At 68.5% G+C, this 24,273-nt stretch carries 12 protein-coding genes and 1 riboswitch; of the genes, 6 read left to right on the top strand and 6 right to left on the bottom strand.

All coding sequences use genetic code 11. The annotated features are described in order from the left end of the window. The first annotated feature begins 14 nt into the window (after positions 1-14). Positions 15-11,882, top strand: a complete 11,868-nt coding sequence (locus MCHLDSM_RS38690) for a beta strand repeat-containing protein (protein ID WP_234714285.1) — start codon at positions 15-17, stop codon at positions 11,880-11,882. Positions 11,883-11,922: 40 nt separating this feature from the next. Here the strand turns inward: MCHLDSM_RS38690 and MCHLDSM_RS33200 are convergent, their stop codons facing one another. From MCHLDSM_RS33200 to MCHLDSM_RS33190, 3 genes are all read right to left on the bottom strand, one after another. After that, complete coding sequence (locus tag MCHLDSM_RS33200) at positions 11,923-12,567, bottom strand: hypothetical protein (protein ID WP_048473922.1); 645 nt, start codon at positions 12,565-12,567, stop codon at positions 11,923-11,925. 77 nt (positions 12,568-12,644) lie between these two features. Then, positions 12,645-13,004 carry a VOC family protein gene (locus tag MCHLDSM_RS33195; RefSeq protein WP_048473921.1) on the bottom strand — a complete coding sequence of 120 codons (360 nt, stop codon included), beginning with the start codon at positions 13,002-13,004 and terminating at the stop codon, positions 12,645-12,647. Then, entirely contained in the window at positions 13,001-14,650 is a 1,650-nt protein-coding gene (locus MCHLDSM_RS33190; RefSeq protein WP_048473920.1) for a DNA repair helicase XPB, read from the bottom strand. Before MCHLDSM_RS33190 ends, MCHLDSM_RS33195 begins: the two co-directional genes overlap by 4 nt. Positions 14,651-15,065: 415 nt before the next feature. On the opposite strand from MCHLDSM_RS33190, the gene MCHLDSM_RS33185 reads away from it, so the two are divergent. Continuing rightward, positions 15,066-18,272: an MSCRAMM family adhesin SdrC gene (locus MCHLDSM_RS33185; protein ID WP_234714267.1), complete on the top strand. Its 3,207-nt coding sequence runs from the start codon at positions 15,066-15,068 to the stop codon at positions 18,270-18,272. 5 nt (positions 18,273-18,277) lie between these two features. Here the strand turns inward: MCHLDSM_RS33185 and MCHLDSM_RS33180 are convergent, their stop codons facing one another. Further along, positions 18,278-20,545 carry a helicase-associated domain-containing protein gene (locus tag MCHLDSM_RS33180; RefSeq protein WP_048473919.1) on the bottom strand — a complete coding sequence of 756 codons (2,268 nt, stop codon included), beginning with the start codon at positions 20,543-20,545 and terminating at the stop codon, positions 18,278-18,280. A 56-nt stretch (positions 20,546-20,601) separates the two neighbouring features. Between MCHLDSM_RS33180 and MCHLDSM_RS33175 the strand changes: the two genes are divergently transcribed. Genes MCHLDSM_RS33175 through MCHLDSM_RS33160 form a run of 4 tightly spaced genes read left to right on the top strand, consistent with a single transcriptional unit; the run spans position 20,602 to position 22,203 of the window. Further along, positions 20,602-20,796 (top strand): hypothetical protein, encoded by a 195-nt coding sequence (locus MCHLDSM_RS33175; RefSeq protein ID WP_048420995.1) that lies wholly within the window; start codon positions 20,602-20,604, stop codon positions 20,794-20,796. Between the two features lie 2 nt (positions 20,797-20,798). Beyond that, complete coding sequence (moaC, locus tag MCHLDSM_RS33170; RefSeq protein WP_048473918.1) at positions 20,799-21,299, top strand: cyclic pyranopterin monophosphate synthase MoaC; 501 nt, start codon at positions 20,799-20,801, stop codon at positions 21,297-21,299. Beyond that, on the top strand, positions 21,296-21,781 hold the full coding sequence (locus MCHLDSM_RS33165) for a MogA/MoaB family molybdenum cofactor biosynthesis protein (protein ID WP_048473917.1): 486 nt from the start codon (positions 21,296-21,298) through the stop codon (positions 21,779-21,781). Before moaC ends, MCHLDSM_RS33165 begins: the two co-directional genes overlap by 4 nt. Continuing rightward, positions 21,778-22,203: a molybdenum cofactor biosynthesis protein MoaE gene (locus MCHLDSM_RS33160; RefSeq protein ID WP_048473916.1), complete on the top strand. Its 426-nt coding sequence runs from the start codon at positions 21,778-21,780 to the stop codon at positions 22,201-22,203. Before MCHLDSM_RS33165 ends, MCHLDSM_RS33160 begins: the two co-directional genes overlap by 4 nt. A 6-nt stretch (positions 22,204-22,209) precedes the next feature. Here the strand turns inward: MCHLDSM_RS33160 and MCHLDSM_RS33155 are convergent, their stop codons facing one another. Both MCHLDSM_RS33155 and MCHLDSM_RS33150 read right to left on the bottom strand, forming a co-directional pair. Continuing rightward, positions 22,210-23,559, bottom strand: a complete 1,350-nt coding sequence (locus tag MCHLDSM_RS33155; protein WP_048473915.1) for a transglycosylase family protein — start codon at positions 23,557-23,559, stop codon at positions 22,210-22,212. Between the two features lie 9 nt (positions 23,560-23,568). Next, a riboswitch (cyclic di-AMP (ydaO/yuaA leader) is annotated at positions 23,569-23,746 on the bottom strand. 278 nt (positions 23,747-24,024) lie between these two features. Further along, a complete protein-coding gene (locus tag MCHLDSM_RS33150) occupies positions 24,025-24,273 on the bottom strand; it encodes a MoaD/ThiS family protein (protein WP_048473914.1) in 249 nt (82 codons plus the stop codon).

The raw sequence follows: 24,273 nt of genomic DNA, 5'->3' as shown, positions 1-24,273 counted from the left end.
CCCTGCCGTCGGGTGTGACGGCGACGCCGGGCACCAGCTCGGTGACGTTCTTTGGTGCTGCGTCGGTGGCGGCGTATCAGCAGTTGTTGCAGTCGGTGACGTTTACGTCGTCGAGCGCTGGGATCGCGACGGTGGCGTTCACGGTGACCGATGATCAGGGCCAGAGCAGTGTGCCGGCTTCGACGGCGGTCACGGTGTTGGGTGTGCCGGCCGCGATCGCGCCGCTGGTCGTGACAACCCCGACGGCTTCCGGGACCACGAACTCGGCGGTGACGGTGTCGCCGGTCGTCCTCATCACCGACGTGGATTCGACCCAGCTGGCCTCGGTCACGATCGCTGTCGATGGCGCAGGGGTATTGAGCTACGGGACCTTGCCGTCGGGTGTGACGGCGACGCCGGGCGCGAACTCTGTGACGTTCACCGGTGCTGCGTCGGTGGCGGCGTATCAGCAGCTGCTGCAGTCGATCACACTGACCTCGAGCAGCACCGGCATCAACACCGTCACGTTCACCGTGACGGATGATCAGGGCCAGGCCAGTGTCCCGGCGACGACCGCGGTCACGGTGTTGGGTGTGCCGGTCGCGATCGCGCCGTTGGTGGTGACGGCCCCGACCGCAGCGGGCACGACCGGTGGTGCAATCACCGTGAGCCCGGTAGTGGTGATCACCGATGTGGATTCTCTGCAGTTGGCTTATGCGGTCGTGAGTGTCACCGGCACCGGTGTCTTGGGGTATGGCACCCTGCCGTCGGGTGTGACGGCGACGCCGGGCACCAGCTCGGTGACGTTCTTTGGTGCTGCGTCGGTGGCGGCGTATCAGCAGTTGTTGCAGTCGGTGACGTTTACGTCGTCGAGCGCTGGGATCGCGACGGTGGCGTTCACGGTGACCGATGATCAGGGCCAGAGCAGTGTGCCGGCTTCGACGGCGGTCACGGTGTTGGGTGTGCCGGCCGCGATCGCGCCGCTGGTCGTGACAACCCCGACGGCTTCCGGGACCACGAACTCGGCGGTGACGGTGTCGCCGGTCGTCCTCATCACCGACGTGGATTCGACCCAGCTGGCCTCGGTCACGATCGCTGTCGATGGCGCAGGGGTATTGAGCTACGGGACCTTGCCGTCGGGTGTGACGGCGACGCCGGGCGCGAACTCTGTGACGTTCACCGGTGCTGCGTCGGTGGCGGCGTATCAGCAGCTGCTGCAGTCGATCACACTGACCTCGAGCAGCACCGGCATCAACACCGTCACGTTCACCGTGACGGATGATCAGGGCCAGGCCAGTGTCCCGGCGACGACCGCGGTCACGGTGTTGGGTGTGCCGGTCGCGATCGCGCCGTTGGTGGTGACGGCCCCGACCGCAGCGGGCACGACCGGTGGTGCAATCACCGTGAGCCCGGTAGTGGTGATCACCGATGTGGATTCTCTGCAGTTGGCTTATGCGGTCGTGAGTGTCACCGGCACCGGTGTCTTGGGGTATGGCACCCTGCCGTCGGGTGTGACGGCGACGCCGGGCACCAGCTCGGTGACGTTCTTTGGTGCTGCGTCGGTGGCGGCGTATCAGCAGTTGTTGCAGTCGGTGACGTTGACGTCGTCGAGCGCTGGGATCGCGACGGTCACGTTCACGGTGACCGATGATCAGGGCCAGAGCAGTGCGCCGGTGGTGACGGTGGTGACGGTGTTGGGTGTTCCGGTCGCGGTGGCGCCGTTGGTGGTGGCGGCCCCGACGGCGGCTGGGTCGACGGGATCGGCGGTGAGCGTCAGTCCGGCGGTGGTGATCACCGACGTGGATTCGGCGCAGTTGGCCTCTGCCACGGTGACTCTCGATGGCGCGGGGGTGTTGGGCTACGGCACCCTGCCGTCGGGTGTGACGGCGACGCCGGGCACCAGCTCGGTGACGTTCTTTGGTGCTGCGTCGGTGGCGGCGTATCAGCAGTTGTTGCAGTCGGTGACGTTGACGTCGTCGAGCGCTGGGATCGCGACGGTCACGTTCACGGTGACCGATGATCAGGGCCAGAGCAGTGCGCCGGTGGTGACGGTGGTGACGGTGTTGGGTGTTCCGGTCGCGGTGGCGCCGTTGGTGGTGGCGGCCCCGACGGCGGCTGGGTCGACGGGATCGGCGGTGAGCGTCAGTCCGGCGGTGGTGATCACCGACGTGGATTCGGCGCAGTTGGCCTCTGCCACGGTGACTCTCGATGGCGCGGGGGTGTTGGGCTACGGCACCCTGCCGTCCGGTGTGACGGCGACGCCGGGCACCAGCTCGGTGACGTTCTTTGGTGCTGCGTCGGTGGCGGCGTATCAGCAGTTGCTGCAGTCGGTCACTCTGACCTCGAGTGCTGCAGGCATCACGACCGTGACGTTCACGGTGACTGACGATCAGGGCGAGAGCAGTGTGCCGGCCACGACGGCGGTCACGGTGCTGGGTGTTCCGGTCGCGGTGGCGCCGTTGGTGGTGACGGCCCCGACCGCAGCGGGCTCAACCGGTGGTGCAATCACCGTGAGCCCGGTCGTCGTGATCACCGATGTGGACTCGACGCAGTTGGCCTCGGCCACGGTGACTCTCGATGGCGCGGGGGTGTTGGGCTACGGCACCCTGCCGTCCGGTGTGATCGCGACCGCGGGCGCTGGATCGGTGACGTTCGCCGGTGCTGCGTCGGTGGCGGCGTACGAGCAGTTGTTGCAGTCGGTGACGTTGACGTCGTCGAGCGCTGGGATCGCGACTGTGACGTTCACGGTGACCGATGATCAGGGCCAAACCAGTGTGCCGGCGACGACCGCGGTCACGGTCTTGGGTGTGCCGGTCGCGATCGCACCGCTGGTCGTGACAACCCCGACGGCTTCCGGGACCACGAACTCGGCGGTGACGGTGTCGCCGGTCGTCCTCATCACCGACGTGGATTCGACCCAGCTGGCCTCGGCCACGGTGTCTGTCGATGGCTCGGGGGTGTTGGGGTACGGCACCTTGCCGTCGGGTGTGACGGCGACGCCTGATGCGAATTCGGTGACGTTCACCGGCGCTGCGTCGGTGGCGGCGTATCAGCAGTTGCTGCAGTCGATCACACTGACCTCGAGCAGCACCGGCATCAACACCGTCACGTTCACCGTGACTGACGATCAGGGCCAGGCCAGTGTCCCGGCGACGACGGCGGTCACGGTCTTGGGTGTGCCGGTCGCGCTGGCGCCGCTGGTGGTGACGGCCCCGACCGCAACGGGCACGACAGGCACCCCGGTGACCGTGAGCCCGGTCGTCGTGATCACCGATGCGGATTCGACGCAGTTGGCCTCGGCCACGGTCGCTGTCGATGGCTCGGGGGTGTTGGGCTACGGCGCCCTGCCGTCGGGTGTGACGGCGACGCCGGGCACCAGCTCGGTGACGTTCTTTGGTGCTGCGTCGGTGGCGGCGTATCAGCAGTTGTTGCAGTCGGTGACGTTTACGTCGTCGAGCGCTGGGATCGCGACGGTGGCGTTCACGGTGACCGATGATCAGGGCCAGAGCAGTGTGCCGGCTTCGACGGCGGTCACGGTGTTGGGTGTGCCGGCCGCGATCGCGCCGCTGGTCGTGACAACCCCGACGGCTTCCGGGACCACGAACTCGGCGGTGACGGTGTCGCCGGTCGTCCTCATCACCGACGTGGATTCGACCCAGCTGGCCTCGGCCACGGTGTCTGTCGATGGCTCGGGGGTGTTGGGGTACGGCACCTTGCCGTCGGGTGTGACGGCGACGCCTGATGCGAATTCGGTGACGTTCACCGGCGCTGCGTCGGTGGCGGCGTATCAGCAGTTGCTGCAGTCGATCACACTGACCTCGAGCAGCACCGGCATCAACACCGTCACGTTCACCGTGACTGACGATCAGGGCCAGGCCAGTGTCCCGGCGACGACGGCGGTCACGGTCTTGGGTGTGCCGGTCGCGCTGGCGCCGCTGGTGGTGACGGCCCCGACCGCAACGGGCACGACAGGCACCCCGGTGACCGTGAGCCCGGTCGTCGTGATCACCGATGCGGATTCGACGCAGTTGGCCTCGGCCACGGTCGCTGTCGATGGCTCGGGGGTGTTGGGCTACGGCGCCCTGCCGTCGGGTGTGACGGCGACGCCGGGCACCAGCTCGGTGACGTTCTTTGGTGCTGCGTCGGTGGCGGCGTATCAGCAGTTGTTGCAGTCGGTGACGTTGACGTCGTCGAGCGCTGGGATCACGACGGTCACGTTCACGGTGACCGATTATCAGGGCCAGGCCAGTGTGCCGGCTTCGACGATAATGACGGTGTTGGGTGTGCCGGTCGCGATCGCACCGCTTGTCGTGGTCGCGCCGACGGCTTCCGGGTCGACAGGGTCGGCGGTGAGCGTCAGTCCGGCGGTGGTGATCACCGACGTGGATTCGACGCAACTAGCCTCGGCCACGGTGTCTGTCACCGGCACCGGTGTTCTGGGGTATGGCACCCTGCCGTCGGGTGTGACGGCCGCCCGAGGCGCCAACTATGTGACGTTCACTGGTGCTGCCTCGGTGGCGGCGTATCAGCAGTTGCTGCAGTCGATCACGCTGACCTCCAGCGCCACCGGCATCACGACCGTGACGTTCACGGTGACTGACGATCAGGGTCAGAGCGGTGTGCCGGCGGCGACGGCGGTCACGGTGTTGGGTGTGCCGGCCGCGATCGCGCCGCTGGTCGTGACAACCCCGACGGCTTCCGGGACCACGAACTCGGCGGTGACGGTGTCGCCGGTCGTCCTCATCACCGACGTGGATTCGACCCAGCTGGCCTCGGCCACGGTCGCTGTCGATGGCTCGGGGACGCTGGGGTATGGCACCCTGCCGTCGGGTGTGACGGCGACGCCGGGCACCAGCTCGGTGACGTTCTTTGGTGCTGCGTCGGTGGCGGCGTATCAGCAGTTGTTGCAGTCGGTGACGTTGACGTCGTCGAGCGCTGGGATCACGACGGTCACGTTCACGGTGACCGATTATCAGGGCCAGGCCAGTGTGCCGGCTTCGACGATAATGACGGTGTTGGGTGTGCCGGTCGCGATCGCACCGCTTGTCGTGGTCGCGCCGACGGCTTCCGGGTCGACAGGGTCGGCGGTGAGCGTCAGTCCGGCGGTGGTGATCACCGACGTGGATTCGACGCAACTAGCCTCGGCCACGGTGTCTGTCACCGGCACCGGTGTTCTGGGGTATGGCACCCTGCCGTCGGGTGTGACGGCCGCCCGAGGCGCCAACTATGTGACGTTCACTGGTGCTGCCTCGGTGGCGGCGTATCAGCAGTTGCTGCAGTCGATCACGCTGACCTCCAGCGCCACCGGCATCACGACCGTGACGTTCACGGTGACTGACGATCAGGGTCAGAGCGGTGTGCCGGCGGCGACGGCGGTCACGGTGTTGGGTGTGCCGGCCGCGATCGCGCCGCTGGTCGTGACAACCCCGACGGCTTCCGGGACCACGAACTCGGCGGTGACGGTGTCGCCGGTCGTCCTCATCACCGACGTGGATTCGACCCAGCTGGCCTCGGCCACGGTCGCTGTCGATGGCTCGGGGACGCTGGGGTATGGCACCCTGCCGTCGGGTGTGACGGCGACGTCGGGCACCAGCTCGGTGACGTTCTTTGGTGCTGCGTCGGTGGCGGCGTATCAGCAGTTGTTGCAGTCGGTGACGTTGACGTCGTCGAGCGCTGGGATCACGACGGTCACGTTCACGGTGACCGATTATCAGGGCCAGGCCAGTGTGCCGGCTTCGACGATAATGACGGTGTTGGGTGTGCCGGTCGCGATCGCACCGCTTGTCGTGGTCGCGCCGACGGCTTCCGGGTCGACAGGGTCGGCGGTGAGCGTCAGTCCGGCGGTGGTGATCACCGACGTGGATTCGACGCAACTAGCCTCGGCCACGGTGTCTGTCACCGGCACCGGTGTTCTGGGGTATGGCACCCTGCCGTCGGGTGTGACGGCCGCCCGAGGCGCCAACTATGTGACGTTCACTGGTGCTGCCTCGGTGGCGGCGTATCAGCAGTTGCTGCAGTCGATCACGCTGACCTCCAGCGCCACCGGCATCACGACCGTGACGTTCACGGTGACTGACGATCAGGGTCAGAGCGGTGTGCCGGCGGCGACGGCGGTCACGGTGTTGGGTGTGCCGGCCGCGATCGCGCCGCTGGTCGTGACAACCCCGACGGCTTCCGGGACCACGAACTCGGCGGTGACGGTGTCGCCGGTCGTCCTCATCACCGACGTGGATTCGACCCAGCTGGCCTCGGCCACGGTCGCTGTCGATGGCTCGGGGACGCTGGGGTATGGCACCCTGCCGTCGGGTGTGACGGCGACGTCGGGCACCAGCTCGGTGACGTTCTTTGGTGCTGCGTCGGTGGCGGCGTATCAGCAGTTGTTGCAGTCGGTGACGTTGACGTCGTCGAGCGCAGGGATCACGACGGTCACGTTCACGGTGACCGATTATCAGGGCCAGGCCAGTGTGCCGGCTTCGACGATAATGACGGTGTTGGGTGTGCCGGTCGCGATCGCACCGCTTGTCGTGGTCGCGCCGACGGCTTCCGGGTCGACAGGGTCGGCGGTGAGCGTCAGTCCGGCGGTGGTGATCACCGACGTGGATTCGACGCAACTAGCCTCGGCCACGGTGTCTGTCACCGGCACCGGTGTTCTGGGGTATGGCACCCTGCCGTCGGGTGTGACGGCCGCCCGAGGCGCCAACTATGTGACGTTCACTGGTGCTGCCTCGGTGGCGGCGTATCAGCAGTTGCTGCAGTCGATCACGCTGACCTCCAGCGCCACCGGCATCACGACCGTGACGTTCACGGTGACTGACGATCAGGGTCAGAGCGGTGTGCCGGCGGCGACGGCGGTCACGGTGTTGGGTGTGCCGGCCGCGATCGCGCCGCTGGTCGTGACAACCCCGACGGCTTCCGGGACCACGAACTCGGCGGTGACGGTGTCGCCGGTCGTCCTCATCACCGACGTGGATTCGACCCAGCTGGCCTCGGCCACGGTCGCTGTCGATGGCTCGGGGACGCTGGGGTATGGCACCCTGCCGTCGGGTGTGACGGCGACGTCGGGCACCAGCTCGGTGACGTTCTTTGGTGCTGCGTCGGTGGCGGCGTATCAGCAGTTGTTGCAGTCGGTGACGTTGACGTCGTCGAGCGCAGGGATCGCGACGGTGACGTTTGCAGTGACCGACGATCAGGGCGAGAGCAGTGTGCCGGCGCCGACCGTGGTGACGGTGTTGGGTGTTCCGGTCGCGGTGGCGCCGTTGGTGGTGACGGCGCCGACCGCAGCGGGCACGACAGGCACCCCGGTGACGGTGTCGCCGGTCGTCGTGATCACCGATGTCGATTCAACACACGTGGCCTCGGCCACGGTCGCTGTCGATGGCGCAGGGGTATTGAGCTACGGGACCTTGCCGTCGGGTGTAACGGCGACGCCGGGCACCAGCTCGGTGACGTTCACCGGGGCTGCCTCGGTGGCGGCGTACGAGCAGTTGTTGCAGTCGGTGACGTTGACGTCGTCGAGCGCGGGGATCACGACAGCCACTTTCACGGTGACCGATGATCAGGGCCAGAGCAGTGTGCCGGCCACGACGGCGGTCACGGTGTTGGGCGTGCCGGTCGCGATCGCGCCGTTGGTGGTGGTCGCGCCGACGGCGGCCGGGTCGACAGGGTCGGCGGTAAGCGTCAGCCCGACCGTGGTGATCACCGATGTGGATTCCCTGCAGTTGGCTTCTGCGGTCGTGAGTGTCACTGGCACCGGTGTTCTGGGGTATGGCACTCTGCCGTCGGGTGTGACGGCGACGCCGGGCGCGAACTCGGTGACGTTCACTGGTGCCGCGTCGGTGGCGGCGTACGAGCAGTTGTTGCAGTCGGTGACGTTGACGTCCAGCACCACCGGTATCACAACGGTGACCTTCACGGTGACCGACGACCAGGGCCAGGCCAGTGTGCCGGCCACGACTGCGGTGACGGTCGTCGCGCTCCCGGTCGCTGCCGCGCCGGTTCTGGTCACCTCGGTGGTGAATGTGTCGTATACGGCGGGTAATTCGGCGGTGTCGGTGGATCCGGGTGTGATCGTGTTGGACGCGGATTCGACGACGATGTCGGGTGCGGTGGTGTCGATCGTGGGTGGTGCGGCGGCGGGGGAGACGTTGAGTTTCTCGGCGCCGGCCGGTATCACCGGTGTCTACAGCGGTGGGGTGTTGACGTTGTCGGGGGCGGCGTCGCTGGCGTCGTATCAGCAGGCGTTGCGGTCGGTCACCTACGCGACGAGTTCGGCGGCGTTGGCGTCGGTCAAGACGATCTCGTTCGTCACCACCGACTCGACCGCAACGACTAGTGCCCCGGCACTGGTGTCGGTCACGGTGGCGTCGCTTCCGGTCACTGCCGCGCCGGTTCTGGTCACCTCGGTGGTGAATGTGTCGTACACGGCGGGTAATTCGGCGGTGTCGGTGGATCCGGGTGTGATCGTGTTGGACGCGGATTCGACGACGATGTCGGGTGCGGTGGTGTCGATCGTGGGTGGTGCGGCGGCGGGGGAAACGTTGAGTTTCTCGGCGCCCGCCGGTATCACCGGTGTCTACAGCGGTGGGGTGTTGACGTTGTCGGGGGCGGCGTCGCTGGCGTCGTATCAGCAGGCGTTGCGGTCGGTCACCTACGCGACGAGTTCGGCGGCGTTGGCGTCGGTCAAGACGATCTCGTTCGTCACCACCGACTCGACCGCAACGACTAGTGCCCCGGCACTGGTGTCGGTCACGGTGGCGTCGCTTCCGGTCACTGCCGCGCCGGTTCTGGTCACCTCGGTGGTGAATGTGTCGTACACGGCGGGTAATTCGGCGGTGTCGGTGGATCCGGGTGTGATCGTGTTGGACGCGGATTCGACGACGATGTCGGGTGCGGTGGTGTCGATCGTGGGTGGTGCGGCGGCGGGGGAGACGTTGAGTTTCTCGGCGCCGGCCGGTATCACCGGTGTCTACAGCGGTGGGGTGTTGACGTTGTCGGGGGCGGCGTCGCTGGCGTCGTATCAGCAGGCGTTGCGGTCGGTCACCTACGCGACGAGTTCGGCGGCGTTGGCGTCGGTCAAGACGATCTCGTTCGTCACCACCGACTCGACCGCAACGACTAGTGCCCCGGCACTGGTGTCGGTCACGGTGGCGTCGCTTCCGGTCACTGCCGCGCCGGTTCTGGTCACCTCGGTGGTGAATGTGTCGTACACGGCGGGTAATTCGGCGGTGTCGGTGGATCCGGGTGTGATCGTGTTGGACGCGGATTCGACGACGATGTCGGGTGCGGTGGTGTCGATCGTGGGTGGTGCGGCGGCGGGGGAGACGTTGAGTTTCTCGGCGCCGGCCGGTATCACCGGTGTGTACAGCGGTGGGGTGTTGACGTTGTCGGGGGCGGCGTCGCTGGCGTCGTATCAGCAGGCGTTGCGGTCGGTCACCTACGCGACGAGTTCGGCGGCGTTGGCGTCGGTCAAGACGATCTCGTTCGTCACCACCGACTCGACCGCAACGACTAGTGCCCCGGCACTGGTGTCGGTCACGGTGGCGTCGCTTCCGGTCACTGCCGCGCCGGTTCTGGTCACCTCGGTGGTGAATGTGTCGTACACGGCGGGTAATTCGGCGGTGTCGGTGGATCCGGGTGTGATCGTGTTGGACGCGGATTCGACGACGATGTCGGGTGCGGTGGTGTCGATCGTGGGTGGTGCGGCGGCGGGGGAGACGTTGAGTTTCTCGGCGCCGGCCGGTATCACCGGTGTGTACAGCGGTGGGGTGTTGACGTTGTCGGGGGCGGCGTCGCTGGCGTCGTATCAGCAGGCGTTGCGGTCGGTCACCTACGCGACGAGTTCGGTGGCGTTGGCGTCGGTCAAGACGATCTCGTTCGTCACCACCGACTCGACCGCAACGACTAGTGCCCCGGCACTGGTGTCGGTCACGGTGGCGTCGCTTCCGGTCACTGCCGCGCCGGTTCTGGTCACCTCGGTGGTGAATGTGTCGTACACGGCGGGTAATTCGGCGGTGTCGGTGGATCCGGGTGTGATCGTGTTGGACGCGGATTCGACGACGATGTCGGGTGCGGTGGTGTCGATCGTGGGTGGTGCGGCGGCGGGGGAAACGTTGAGTTTCTCGGCGCCCGCCGGTATCACCGGTGTGTACAGCGGTGGGGTGTTGACGTTGTCGGGGGCGGCGTCGCTGGCGTCGTATCAGCAGGCGTTGCGGTCGGTCACCTACGCGACGAGTTCGGTGGCGTTGGCGTCGGTCAAGACGATCTCGTTCGTCATCACCGACTCGACCGCAACGACGAGTGCCCCGGCGCTGGTGTCGGTGACGGTGCTGGCCGCGCCGACCAACGTCGCTCCGCTGGTGGTGACGTCGGTGACCAACGTGTCCTACACCGCCGGAAACACGGCAGTCACCGTCGATCCCGGAATCACCGTGCTGGACGTGGACTCGGCCAACCTGAGCGGCGCCAGCGTCACCATCGCGGGATCCTTCGCCTCCGGTGACACCCTGGGCTTCACCTCGCAGGCCGGGATCACCGGCAGCTACAACAGTGCCACCGGCACGTTGACGCTCTCGGGCACCGCAGCTCTGGCCACCTATCAGCAGGTGCTCCGGTCGGTGACCCTGTCGACGGGCTCCTCGGCGCCCGCCGCCATCAAGACGGTCTCGTTCACCGTCACCGACTCCCAGGGCGCGTCGAGTCTTGCCGGTACCGTGGCCGTCACCGTCTTGGCCGCACCGGTCGACATCGCACCCCTGGTGGTGACATCGGTGACCAACGTGTCCTACACCGCCGGAAACGCTGGTGTGACAGTCGATTCGGGCCTCACTCTGCTCGATCTCGACTCCTCGAACATGGGTGGCGCCACGGTCAAGATCACCGGCAACTTCGCCTCGGGTGACACGCTCAGTTTCACCTCGCAGGCCGGGATCACCGGAAGTTACAACAGTTCCACCGGCACGCTGACGCTCTCAGGCACCGCGGCTCTGGCCACCTACCAACAGGTGCTGCGCTCGGTGAAGCTGTCGACCAGTTCGTCGGCGCTGGCCGCCATCAAGACCGTCTCGTTCACGGTCTCCGACTCGCAGGGCAGCGCGAGTCTGCCGGGGACCGTCACGGTGACGGTGCTGGCCGCACCGATCAACGTGGCCCCGCTGGTGGCCACGCTCGTCGGTCCCGTCTACACCGCGGGCAACACCGCTGTCAGTGTGAATCCGTTGGTCACCGTCACCGATCTCGACTCCACCAACATGACCAGTGCGACCGTCGCGATCACCGGAAACTTCACCGCGGGTGACACTCTGGCGTTCACTGCCACCGCCGGCATCACGGGCGCCTACAACAGCAGCACCGGCATCCTGACGCTGTCGGGGACGGCGACCACCGCGCAGTACCAGCAGGTGCTGCAGTCGGTGACGTTCGCGACCAGCGGGACGGCCTCCGCGGCGATCAAGACGATCACCTACACCGTCACCGACGCGCAGGGCGCCACCAGTCCGTCGGCGACGACGACCGTCACCGTGCTGGCCAACACCGCGCCGGTGGTGACGGCGCCCTTGGGCGGCGCGGTGATCCTCAACCAGCAGCTGGTCAGCCCGACGGCAACGATCGTCGATGATTCGTCGTATCTCCAGCGGGCGGTCATCACGATCAGCAACCTCCAGAGCGGAGACAACCTGACCTACACCTCGTCCGGCGGCATCACCGGCACCTACAACAGCTCGACCGGCGTACTGACGCTGACGGGCCTGGCAACGGTGAGCGACTATCAGTCGGTCCTGCAGTCGCTGAAGTTCTCCAAGTCGGTGCTGAACCTCCTCAGCACCCGCACCATCACGATGACCGTGCGCGATCAGCAGGGCTTGGACAGCAACACCACGAGCGGCATCATGACGATCCTGCTGTGAGCGTCCGCGCGACGGCCGTATCCGTACCGGCGGCCCGGCGCTACTGCGGCGGGATCAGTGGTGGCGGGGGCGGCGACACCACGGGCACGTACGGCTTCGGCGCGTTGGGGTCGGGCGGCGGCGGCGGTGGCGGCACACCCCACTCGTATCCGGGCGGCATGGGCCCGTTGACGGGGTAGTAGCCGGGCGGCAGCGCCGGGGCGCCACCGCCACCCTCGGTCGGGGCCGCGGCGGTTTCCGAACCCGGCGCGTTGAGCGACGTGAAGCCCGGCGGCAGCGGCGGCGGCGGGCCGGCACCCGGGGGCGGGGCGCCCGCCGGCGGCAGATTCTGCATGGTGGCGGTGCCCATGAAGTTGTACGGATCCTGCGCCTGGTGCCACGCGTCCCGCAGGAAGCCCAGGGGACCGTCGCCCGAGCCGTACTGCGCGTTCGGGATCTCCGGCACCATGGGCGGGCCGACCGGCGGCGGCGGAGCAGGGGCGGCTACCGCGGGATCGACCGGGACTGCCACCGGCTGGCCCGGAGGCGGCGGCGCGCCGTCGGGTCCGGGAACCGGCGTCGGGACCGGCTGTGACATCGCCAAGGGAGCCGATACGAGGGCGCCGAACGTCAACGCCGCGGCGACGCCGGCGGCGCGCAGCGCGCTCCGAGCGCGTATGCGCTGGTCTCGCCTATGAGTGGTCATGGGTTCCTTTGCCGTGCTCTGAGCTCGTCCCGACTCGAGGAATGAGGCTAGCCGGTCTGCGACCTCGGCGCGCACTCTCAGCGGGATTGGGCACGGTGCGAGAGCACATTGACGACGTTGCCGACGGCGTCGGCGAAGAAGAATCGGCGTACCCCCCACTCCTCGTCGCAGAGCGGGTGCACGATGCGCAACCCGGCGGCCACTGCGCTGCGGTACGCGTCGTCGACGTCGTCGACCTCGATCGACACCGTCGGATTGACCGTTGCCGTCGCGTCGCGGCTCAGCAGACTGAGCTGGTGGCGGTGGCCGGGATCGGCCAGCGTGACGATCCAGCCGTGGTCCATCACGACGTCGAGCCCGAGCACCGCGTGGTACTGGGCGACGGCGGTGGGCAGGTCGGTCACCGAGACGACCGGCACCACGCGTCCGACGGTCATATGGCCGGTCCGAGCAGGTCGTCGGCGTCCTTGATGACGTATCCGTAGCCCTGCTCGGCGAGGAACCGTTGGCGGTGCGCGGCGTACTCGGCGTCGAGGCTGTCCCGCGACACGACGGAGTAGAACACTGCCCCGCCGCCGTCGGCCTTGGGCCGCAGCAACCGGCCCAGGCGCTGGGCCTCCTCCTGGCGCGACCCGAACGTCCCCGAGACCTGAACGGCGACACTGGCCTCGGGAAGGTCGATGGAGAAGTTCGCCACCTTCGATACGACCAGCGTCCGGATCTCACCCCGCCGGAACGCGTCGAACAGCGTCTCACGCTCAGCCGTCTTCGTCGACCCCTGGATCACCGGGGCGTCCAGTTCAGCGCCCAGCTCGTCCAACTGGTCGAGGTAGGCGCCGATCACCAGCGTCGGCTCGTCAGGGTGCCGGTTGAGGATCGACTTCACCACGGCGATCTTGGTGTGTGCGGTCGCGCAGAGCTTGTAGCGCTCCTCGGGTTCGGCGGTCGCGTACAGCATGCGCTCGTTGTCGGTCATCGTGACGCGAACCTCGATGCATTCGGCGGGCGCGATCCAGCCCTGCGCCTCGATGTCCTTCCACGGCGCGTCGTAACGCTTGGGTCCGATCAGCGAGAAAACGTCGCCCTCGCGCCCGTCCTCGCGGATCAACGTCGCGGTGAGGCCCAGCCGCCGACGCGACTGCAGATCGGCCGTCATCCGGAACACCGGCGCCGGAAGCAGATGCACCTCGTCGTAGACGATCAGCCCCCAGTCGCGGCTGTCGAACAGCTCGAGATGCTTGTACTCACCCTTGGTGCGCCGGGTGATCACCTGATAGGTCGCGATCGTGACCGGGCGGATCTCCTTCTTCTCTCCGGAGTACTCACCGATCTCCTCCTCGGTCAGCGACGTCCGCGCGATCAGTTCCCGCTTCCACTGTCGCCCCGCGACGGTGTTGGTGACCAGAATCAGCGTCGTGGCACCGGCTTTCGCCATCGCGGCGGCACCGACCAACGTCTTGCCCGCGCCGCACGGCAGCACCACGACGCCGGATCCGCCGTCCCAGAAGGAGTCGGCCGCCATCTGTTGGTAATCGCGGAGTTCCCAGCCGTTCTGTTCGAGGTCGATGGGGTGCGCCTCGCCGTCGACGTAGCCCGCCAGATCCTCGGCCGGCCATCCGATCTTCAGCAACATCTGCTTGACGCGGCCACGCTCGCTGTTGTGGACGATGACGGTGTCGTCGTCGATGCGAGCGCCCAACATCGGGGCGATCTTCTTGTTGCGCAGCACCTCCTCGAGCACGGCGCGGTCGAAGCTGACCAATGTCAGGCCGTGCGCCGGATGCTTCACCAACTGCAGACGGCCGTAGCGGGCCATGGTGTCGACGATGTCGACGAGCAGCGGCTGCGGGACGGCGTATCGCGAGAACGACACCAACGCGTCGACGACCTGCTCGGCGTCGTGACCGGCGGCGCGCGCGTTCCAGAGCGCCAGCGGGGTGATGCGGTAGGTGTGCACGTGCTCGGGCGCGCGCTCGAGCTCGGCGAAGGGGGCGATCGCGGCGCGGGCGGCGCCCGCCTGCTCGTGGTCGACCTCGAGCAGCACGGTCTTGTCCGACTGGACGATCAGTGGGCCGTCGGTCATGCCGGGCCTCGGTGGGAAGTCATCCTGCCCATTATCCGGATTGCTGTGACGACTGCCGGTGGCGTGGCTGACGGCAAACATCTGAGGGCGACGTCGGCGGGTCGGTCCCGGACCGGACCATGTGGCAAGCGGGGTTGCGTATCCGGTGTGATCGCGGTGTGTGCGACGGGGTACGGCGACACGAGGCGTCTCGATCAAAATTTGCTGACAGACGATACGCTCACTAAAAGCCCATCAAAGACGTTGCTTGATGTGGATCCTGAGAACGAGTTCTCAGAAACCGTAGTCAGCCACGTCAATTTGCCTTAAGGTCAGCTTCGCGGGGTGTCGGTCGGCCATGGTCTACACGTGCCCAGCTATCAGTCGCGGGGGCGAACAGACACGGGGGTCTGGGCGTATGACGGAGGCCGGGCGCATGAATGGGAAACCTGTCGGACATCGGATGTCGCGGTCGGGATCGCCGAACCGAGAGTTCTGGGCGGCGAAGGATCTTCTCGATGACGCGCGTCCCGCCGCATCGCGGCGTCACGCGCGCCCGACGAGTCCGAGCTACGCCGCGCACATCGGGCGGGTAGGTGCGCTGGCCGTCTCGCTGGGGATCGGGCTCGCCGTCGCTCACTCCGCGACGGGTGTCGCCGCCGCGGAGAGCGACACGGACACCACATCGGCCACCTCGCCGGCGAAGACCACGGACACGGGGCCGTCGACCGGGTCGGCGCGCGATGCGAAGGCCGACGACACCGGGTCGTCCGGCTCCAGCACGGACACGGATACGCGCAACGACTCCGACGACCACGCCGACGCTGACGAACCGTCCGGATCCGATGAGCCGTCCGACGATCCCTCCGGCGGCGAGTCCGCCGAGGACCCGTCCGACGAAGCGCCCTCGGGCGAGGCCGTGAAGAAGCGCTTCCCGCGCCTTCACACCCGGTCGGCCGTGGTCGAGGCCGAAACGCCCTCTGCCGACGAGGAAGCGGCCACCGGCGCCGACGAAACCGCCGCCACCGACGCCACGCCCATCGAGGTGGGGACCGTCGCCGATGCGCCTGCCGCGCCGCCCACCCCGTCGCGCTGGGCAGCCCGCAAGACCGTCACGATGTCGGTGGCCGAATCCGCTCCGGCGCCCACAGAACCCGTCGCCGAGAAGAGTGCCACCGTCAACGTGGTCGGCGCGGTGGTGTCGAATTTCATTGCGCCGCTGGTGGACCCGGCGGCGCCGGTGTCCTCGCCGGTGACCGACGCCGTGCTGGCCTACGTGCGACGGCTGATCAGCCATACGTTCTTCAACAAGACCCCGGTGGTGCACTCGGTGACCACCTCGCAGATCCTCACCGGCCAGGTACTGATCACCATCGACGCCGAGGATCCGAACGGCGACCCACTGACCTACGACATCGTCCAGCCAGACTCCGGCCTGGTGTTCCGCGACCCGATCACCGGCACCTTCGTCTACACCCCGACCGTGCCTGTGGTAGGTGACTCGGTGCCCGTCGAGTTCCAGGTGGTCATCAGGGACGACTCCGAAGACCTCGGCTTCCTGAGGGTGTTGCACTCGGTGGCACGGCTGTTCGGACTGGCTCAGCCCGACAACTACACCCAGACGGTGTCCTTCGTGGTCGACCCCATCGTGCAGCTCCCGCCGTCGGTGATCGCGGTCGGGAACCTGTTGCCGTACACCCTCGGTGGGGACCCGATCCCGCTGCTGTCGGTCGCCGAGATCCTCGACCCGGATTCGGATTCGCTGAAGAGCGCGGTCGTCAAGATCAACACCGGCCGCCAGGACGGCGACACTCTCACCTACGTCAAGCCGCAAGGCATCGACATCGACGGGGTGTGGAACGGTGTCGACACGTTGACGTTGACCGGGCTCGCCTCCAAAGCCGACTACGAGACGGCGTTGAAGGCCATCACGTTCAGCGCGACAGACCTGGGACTCGCCGTCCGCGGCGTGGGCATCACCCTCACCGACGAGCAAGATGTCAGCGGCATCCTCGCGACGCCGGCACTCGTCACCGTGGTGCCCGGCATCGTCGTGAAGCTGCCGCCGACCGTGCTCGCGGTCGGCGGGCTCACGCCGTTCACCCTGGGCGGCAATCCCGTCAAGCTGTTGTCGGTCGCCGAGATCACCGATCTGGACTCGGGCTCGATGAAGGGCGCGACGGTGAAGATCACCGCGGGCCTGAAGACCGGTGACACGTTGGACTACGTTGCACCGCAGGGCATCACCATCACCGGATCGTGGGATGGCACCGACACGCTGACGTTGTCCGGTGTGGCGTCGAAGGCCGACTACGAGGCGGCGCTGAAGGCGATCACGTTCAGCGCCACCGATCTCGGGCTGGCGAGCAGGATCGTGACGGTGTCCCTGACCGACACCGACGACGTCACCGGACCCGGCACGCCCGCCACCCTCCTGGTGCTGCCGCCGGTCGTCATCGAGCTTCCGTTGACAGTGACGGCACTGGGCGCGCCCGTGTACACGCTGGGCAAGCCGCCGGTCAAGGTCGTCTCCTCCGTGGACATCGCCAACGCCGACGATGATCAACTGACCGGAGCCGTCGTCACGATCGCCGCACTGGCGCGCCTGAGCGGCGACAAGCTGACCTACACCGGGCCGGCGGGAACCATCGACGTCGTGCAGACCAACGCCTACACCCTGACACTGTCGGGGACGGCCAGTGTCGCGGACTACGAGGCGGCACTGAAACAGATCGCCTTCAGCGCAACGCAACTCGGTCTCACCCGGACGGTGACGATCACGGTCACCGAAGCCGACGGCGACACCAATCCGATTCCAGGTGCCGTTCTGGTCAACACGTTGACGCCACTGCCGCCCTCGGTGACGGTGTTGTCGCTGCCGCCGACCTACACGATCGGCAAGACCGGGGTGAAGCTCGCGCCGACGGTGACGATCGGCGATCTCGACTCCGACGTGCTGAGCGGTGCCACCGTGAAGATCACGCTGGGCCGGCAGTCCGGCGATACCTTGAGTTTCGCAACACTGGACGGCATTCCGATCTCAGGAACGTGGAACGGCACCGACACGCTGACGCTCACGGGCACCGCGAGCAAGGCGGATTACGAGGCGGCACTGGAGTCGGTGACGTTCACCGCCACCACTCTGGGCCTGCTCGGCCGCACCGTCAGCATCGACGTCGTCGACGACTCGAACCTGGGCGCGCTTGTCCCGGGCACGGTGCTGGTGGCCGTCAAGAACCCGGACCGGCCGTTGATCGCGACCGTGGGCGCGACCGTCGTGAAGGTCAACAACACGGTCAAGCCAATCACGTTGGCCACCATCACCGACACCGACTCCTCGGTGCTGACCGGCGCGACAGTGACGATCACCGCCAATCGAAAGACCGGCGACACCCTGGCCTATACGCCGATCGCGGGTAACCCCATCACGGCGGTGTACACGGTGGGCACGGGCGAGTTGAAGCTGTCCGGAACGGCGACGATCGCGCAGTACAAGCAGGCGCTCGAGGCGGTCACCTTCAAAGCGACCCAGGTGGGCGGACTGCTCCCTGTCATCCGCACGATCACGGTGAACGTCACCGACGACTCGAGTCTCGACGCCGCGATCGCCGGGATCGTGCTGACGACGGTGTCCGCGATCTAACCCGCTCAGCCCGAGTCCGCCGACACCACCGAGGTCACCCGGTGGATCGCGAACTCGCGGACCCGGCCCGAAGCCGGGTCGTACGCGGTCAACTGGCCGCCGCGGACGTTGATCGGCGCAACCACCCGTTGACTGGCCACACCCGCCGGATCGACGTAGCCGATCACCACCGACTCCTGATGGTGGGCCGCCTGCTGCAACTCCGAGATCGCGACTGCCGGATCCAGACGCAACCCGGATGCCGGCGCCGCGGCGACCTTGCGGAGCACCGCGACGATCGCGGCGAGGGTCTGGTCCGTCGGGGTGGCGTTGGGCCGGTAGGCGCGCCGGCGTCCCGGGGCGGGAACGCGGGCGCCGCGGCTGCGCAGGTCCACGATCGCGCCGGTGGTGTCCTCGGCGGCCGGCACGAAACCCGCTCTGCGCAGGGCGGCCAGCACCTCGGAGATCGGGGCCTGCGACACCGCGACGGTCGGGGCCAGCAGGCGCAACTCGACCGCCTCGGTGGCCGGCGCCGCAGCCGCCGCCGCGAGCAGCGCCGCGTCCTCGCACCGCACGAACGAGGACGCCATGCCGACCCGGAGCTGCCCGTGCCGTCGCGCGACATCGTCGATCAGGTACGTCAATGCCTGCGGCACAGGCGTTCTGGAGTGGCGCGCGAACAGCGCATGCAGTTCGCCCGCCGTCTTCCCGGTGTCCAGGGCCCGCCGCACCGACGCCTCGTCGATCCGGTAGACCATCGCCGCGCCGGCCGACTCCACCGTGGCCACCGCGCCCAACTGCTCGGCCAGGGCGCGTTCGAGCGGTCCCGGAACGATGACCGTCAGGTCGGCCTGGAGCAGGAAGTGGTCGATCGGCTTGGGGAGGGCCTTGTCCATCGCGGCGACGACGGCGTCGTCACCGTCTCCGGCGAGCAGTCGCCGCATCGGGCCGGCGATTGCGCCGCGGCCGACCGCGCCGACCGCGTGGGCTTCGGTCAGCAGGTCGGCCACCGGATCGGGCTGCAGCCGCGCCGACCATCGGGGCCGCTGCCACACCAGCGCCCGCGAAGCGCTCCCGGCGTCGACCCCCGACCCCGGCGGCAGGTCCGCCAGCAGCGTGAGCAGCAGCCTGCGGTCCAGTGGCGCAGCCGTGGAGAACAACGAATCAGACAGCGCCGCATAGGGTTTCCCGTCGGGACCGCGAGCGCCGACCAGGCTGGGGCGGCCCGGCAGATCGAGCCACGCCGACGCCATCAGGTGCCACTTGACCGCGGTCGGTGATTCGATGAACCGGTCCGCGGCCACGGTGGGGGCCCAGGAGGAGCCGGCCGCGTCGGTCGGGTCCGGCTCGGGGATACCCGCCGCGATCAGCCCGGCCGAGAGCGCGATCTCGAGGATCAGGCCGAGTCGGCGCTCGTCGACACCGGTCGCCTTGGTGAGCCGCTTGACCTCCCGAACGCCGAGACCGCCGCTGCGCAACTCGGGAGCCGGTGCGGCGCTGAGCGTTTCGAGGATCAGCTCGACCTCGCGCAGAAGGTCGAGCGCGGCACCGGCCGCCACCGCGTCGATGTCGGCAGTGGTGGTGGTCGAGACCGTCGGGTCCGGTCGGACCAGACTCACCGGGCCCGGCGACTCGCCGCGCAGCACCTGCCCGACCAGCCGCGGAAGAATCACCGTGTCGGCGTCGAGGCGACGCAACAGTCCCGCGCTGAGCAGTCGTTGCACCGGCCGGTCCGGCGGCGCGTCGGGCAGGGCGTCGCGGGTCCGGCCGATCGGCGAACCCTCCAGCAGCCTGTCGAGCAGATCGCGCTCTGCAGCGTCGAGTGCGCCGATCGCCTCGACGACCTCGGCGCCGGACATCGCGTCGGGCTCCAGCGTCGCCTGTCCCGGGTACCAGGGCAGACAGTTGGCGGTTTCGGCCGCGACCCGCAGCGCGCCCGCGCCCTCGGTGTCGCCCCACACCAGAGCGCGCTCGGTGAGGTTGCCGACGGCCGCCCGCAGCACGGAGTCGTCGGCGCGTCCGCCGAGGGCTTTGTCAAGCGCGGCGAAGGTCACGGCGCCGCTGTCGGCGTGCAGGGTCAGCAGGGCGTCGAGCACGGTGAGGTGCAGGAAGTCGAGGTCGTCGGTGGCCGCTTTGATCGACTGCCGCGCCGCCGCGCGGGCGGCCAATGCCGCGATCGTGCCCGGTGGGGGCTGGGTGAGATCGGGCCGCAGACGCAGCAGCCGGACCAGTTCGTCGTCGCCGCGCTCGGCCAACCACACGCCCAGCGGCATGCCGGGGCTCTTCGCGCTCATCCTGACCAGCGTAAAGCAGCCTCCCACGCTCGCCAGCCGGCGATCGGCCTGCCACAATGTCTCCCGTGGCTGATGACAAGAAGAACCGTTACGTCGATCCGGGCTGGCCCACGAGTGACGCCGACGACCACGCCGTCAGTGAGCTGGCCGCCGACCGCACCGGGGCCCTCTCGCCGTTCGGCGACATCACGTTCCCGCTGCCGGCCGAAGAACTGCCGTTCATCCAGTCTTCGACCGTCATCAACAAGTAGCGATGGCGGACCGCCTCTCGCACCTCGACGAGACCGGCGCCGCCCACATGGTCGACGTCACCGCCAAGGACGCCACGAAGCGCGTCGCGGTGGCCGCGGGCACGGTGCGTACCCGCTCCGACGTCGTCGACCTCATCAGTACGAACGGCCTGCCCAAGGGTGATGCGCTGGCCACCGCCCGCGTCGCGGGGATCCTGGCTGCCAAGCGGACCAGCGACCTCGTCCCGCTGTGCCATCCGCTGGCCATCACCGGCGTCGACATCGACTTCACCATCGGCGGCGCCGAGGTCGGCATCACGGCGACCGTCCGGACGACCGACCGCACCGGAGTGGAGATGGAGGCGCTGACCGCCGTCAGCGTGGCCGCGCTGACCGTCTACGACATGATCAAAGCCGTCGACCGGGCGGCCACGATCGACGACATCCGCGTGCTGCACAAAGAGGGCGGCAAGACCGGCACGTGGTCGAGCGTCGGCTCGACCGGAGAGCCAGAGGCGCGGTGACCTCGGCCCGCACGGGCGTGGTCGTCATCGCGTCCACCCGGGCGTCGTCGGGCGTGTACGAGGATCGCTGCGGCCCCGTCATCGCCGACTGGCTCAACGCCCGTGCCATCGCCACGCCGGCACCCGTCGTGGTCGCCGACGGCGCGCCGGTCGCCGCCGCGCTGCGCGCCGCGCTCGCCGACGGCCCGGACGTCGTGATCACCTCCGGCGGCACCGGCATCTCGCCGACGGACTCGACGCCTCAGATCACTGCCGAACTCGTCGACTACGAGGTACCGGGACTGGCCGACGCGATCAGACGTTCCGGGTTGCCGCACGTGCCGACGTCGATCCTGTCTCGGGGCGTCTGCGGGGTCGCCGGCCGCACCCTGATCGTGAATCTCCCCGGTTCGCTAGGTGGGGTGCGCGACGGGCTCGGTGTTCTCGAGGACGTCCTCGGCCATGCGCTCGATCAACTCCGAGGTGAGGACCATCCGCAATGACCGCCGTCGTGCGTGCCGAACTCACCGATCGCCCGATCGACGTGGCCGAACACGAGGCGCTGGTGGCGCATCACGCCGCCGGGGCCGTGGTGTCGTTCGCCGGGGTGGTGCGTGATCACGACGGCGGCCGCTCCGTCTTGCGGCTGGAGTACTCGGCGCACCCGTCGGCGGGTCAGACACTCGCCGACGTCGTGGCCGCAGTCGCCGCCGACAGCGAGGGCGTACGCGCCATCGCGGTCAGCCACCGCGTCGGCAGCCTGCAGATCGGCGACGCAGCGCTGATCGCGGTGGTCGCCGCCGACCATCGCGGCGCGGCTTTTCAGACGTGCGCGCGTCTGGTGGACCGCGTCAAAGAACAGCTACCGGTGTGGAAACACCAGTTCTTCGCCGACGGCACCGACGAATGGGTCAACTCCGCCTAGCGGGCCTCAGGCCGGCGGCAGAACCGGGGCGGGCGCAGGCGCAGGCGCCGGCGCGGGCAACGGTGCACCGGGAGGAACCGGGGCGCCGGGAGCGGGCGGGGCGACCGGGTCCAGCGCCGCCGGACCGCTGGTCAGCGGACGCTGCGTGAGTGCGAGCAGCGCGTCCTTGCCCGAGATCTCCTGAGTCTGGATGGCGTGCCAGATGTCCTTCAGGTACGTCACGTTCGGGCTCTGGTCGGTCACCTGACTCGGATCGACCGTGGTCCCGGGCGGGAGATTCTCCGGGCTGACGAGGTGGGGCATCCCGTCCGGAAGCGGGAGATCGCCGGACACGGCCTGGTTGGCGATGTCGTAGGCCGGGCCGGGCACGGCAGCGGCCGCGGCGAGCGGAGCCAGCGGATCGGGCGCCGGGGCGGCGACGACGTTCGGCGCGGGTGCGGGCGCCGGAGCCGGGGGCAGCGGGACGGCGGGGTCCGCGGGCGCGGGCTGCTGCGGGAGGTCGCCGGGGTGCAGCGCCCACACCTGGGGCTGATCCACGGGCGCGGGACCCTGCGCGGCATCCCAGTCGGCGGCGGCCACGACGGGCTCGGCCGGCGGGGGCGCATCGACGGGCGGCGGGGCATCGGCCGGCGCGATGTTCGCGACGTCGACGACCGGGGGTGCGGCGTCGGGCAGCGGAGCCGGTGCAGGAAGCGGCGCATCCAGCGGCGCGGCGTCGACGGGCGCGGGGGCCGGCGGCAACGGATCGCCCGGCGGCGGAGGAAGCGGGGCGTCCATCGGCGCAGGAGCCGGAGGAAGGGCCTCCGGGGCCGGCGGCGCGGCAAGCGGATCCACGGGCGGCGGAGGAAGCGGCGCCTGAGCGGACATCGCATCGAACGGAGCGGGCGGCGGCGGCGCGAGCGGATCGGCCGGCGGGGGAGGAGGCAGCAGACCGTTGAGGCCGAGCGGATCGACCGGGGCCGGCGGAGCCTCGTTCACCACATTGCGGGGCGTTGCGGCGGAGAGCGGCCCGCCGCACGAGGGCCAGGCGCCCTTGCCCTGAGAAGCCAGCACGCGCTCGGCGACGGCGATCTGCTCTTCCTTGGTGGCCAGATGGGCGGCCGGCGCGAACTCTCCACCGCCGTGCCCGGACCAGGTGCTCTGCGAGAACTGCAGGCCACCCTGGTAGCCGTTGCCGGTGTTGATCGCCCAGTTGCCACCGGACTCGCAGCTGGCGACCCGGTCCCATTCGTTGTCGGTCGCCGCGCCGGCGGTACCGGCCAGCGCCAGGCTGCCGCCGCCGATGACAGCGCCGGTGACGGCGATCTTGGCGACGCTTACTGCTGAATTGGTGGGCTTGCGATGCCGTCCACTCATAAGTGCGCGAGGTCCTCTCGTATGCGCCCGCGAGGTCAGCTGTCGGGTTCGGGCTGGAGAGGTCGCCCGGCCGGCGGCGTCGAAACGACGTCGGCTTCACCCCAAGGAACCGAATCGGCTCCTGGTCCTTCTGTTTCGGTGGACCGGTGGGTCCCCCGCCTCCATCCAGGTTGGGTCTCGTTGTCCCCGCGGACCAACGGATGGAGTTCGGCGCAGTTGGCACGCGGCGGGCCGGTCAAAGTGGGGGCGATCGGCCTGGTTCAAGACCGTAACGGCTCGCCAAGGTCCCGTCACCTCGTGTCCACCGTCGTGTCGTTGGCCACGGCAAATACTAAAAAATCTCTAAAATCCCTGCAGGGAGCATTGTTCCTGCAGGTGCGGCGCGTCTCTACCTCGCCGTAGCCATCTCGTGACCATTCCGTGATGTGACGTAAATCACGGAATACTCCTGGCTCATTCGGTCATCTACCCCCCGGCGAACGGTGGTAACACGTCCACCGTCTGCCCGTCGCCGAGCGGAGTGCGCGTGTCGCGCACCGCGACTCCGTCCCGGAGATAAGAGCACCGCGCCAGCACCGCCGACAGCGCCGAGCCGCGCGACCGGAGGGTATCGACCAGGTCGGAGACCGTCGCGCCCGGGTGCAGCTCGACGGTCTCGTGCTCGACGCCCGCCGCGGCGCGCGCCGCGGCGAAATACCGCACAGTCACGCCCAC

Origin of the sequence: Mycolicibacterium chlorophenolicum, from assembly GCF_001044235.1 — a bacterium.
Taxonomy (GTDB): Bacteria; Actinomycetota; Actinomycetes; order Mycobacteriales; family Mycobacteriaceae; genus Mycobacterium; species Mycobacterium chlorophenolicum.
The sequence above is the reverse complement of the archived record's forward strand: the minus strand, read 5'-3'. Positions and strand labels throughout refer to the sequence as shown.